General features: G+C 58.7%; 1 pseudogene. It reads right to left on the reverse strand.

Annotated elements, in window-relative coordinates:
• Positions 1-480: 480 nt before the first annotated feature.
• Positions 481-762 (reverse strand): annotated as a pseudogene (locus tag ACH107_RS33265) (hypothetical protein); the annotation flags it as partial.

Genomic DNA, 762 nt, shown 5'->3' on the forward strand with positions numbered 1-762 from the left:
CAGGAAGTGGAGGATGAGTTCCATGCAGAGATGAATGCTCTTGAAAACGCCGCGTAGGTTTTGAACAGAAAAGCCTCTCGGAAACCCGGGACGGTTCACTTTGGTCCTCACCTGCTGCGCCCACCTTGCGCCCGTGGCCGGCGAAACCTTCAGACGCAACGCAGCCGCCCGCCCGCTCAACCCTCCTTCAATGTATCTCTGAAACCGCGCTCGAAGCGCAGATTGTAACGGTGCTGACATGATCCATCCTCCCAAACAGGATGAATCACATCTAACGCCTCAAGGGAATCCCCCATGATTCAAGTTCAAGCCGAAACGCTGTATACACGCCCGCCAAGGGCGTTTTCCAGAACCCCGGTTATGACAGCTAAACAAGCGGATAACTTGCGGAACGCGGACCGGAACATTTCAGCGGAGCTGATCTGAGGGGATGTCCGGCGGCACCTTGGGCCTCCGGGTCGTTCGCTGTGCCCCTCTTGTTCAGATGAACTGGAAATCGTCCAGCGTCAGGTTTGCCGCCGCCACGTTCTCCACCAGGATCAGGTGCCCGTCCACGTTCATCTGCGCGCCGTCGGCAGTGTCGGTGATGTTCAGCGCGTCGAGGAAACCCTGCACCCCGTTGCCGCCATTGTCGATGTTGGGCGTGCCGTCCAGCGTGCTGATCGTGCGGATGAGGAAGCCGTCGGTGCCGTCCTCGTAGTCGGTGATGACGTCTTCATCGCCGTCCTTGAAGAAGTTGTAGACGAACACGTCCGCCCCGTC

This window comes from Roseovarius halophilus (ex Wu et al. 2025) (genome assembly GCF_047086965.1).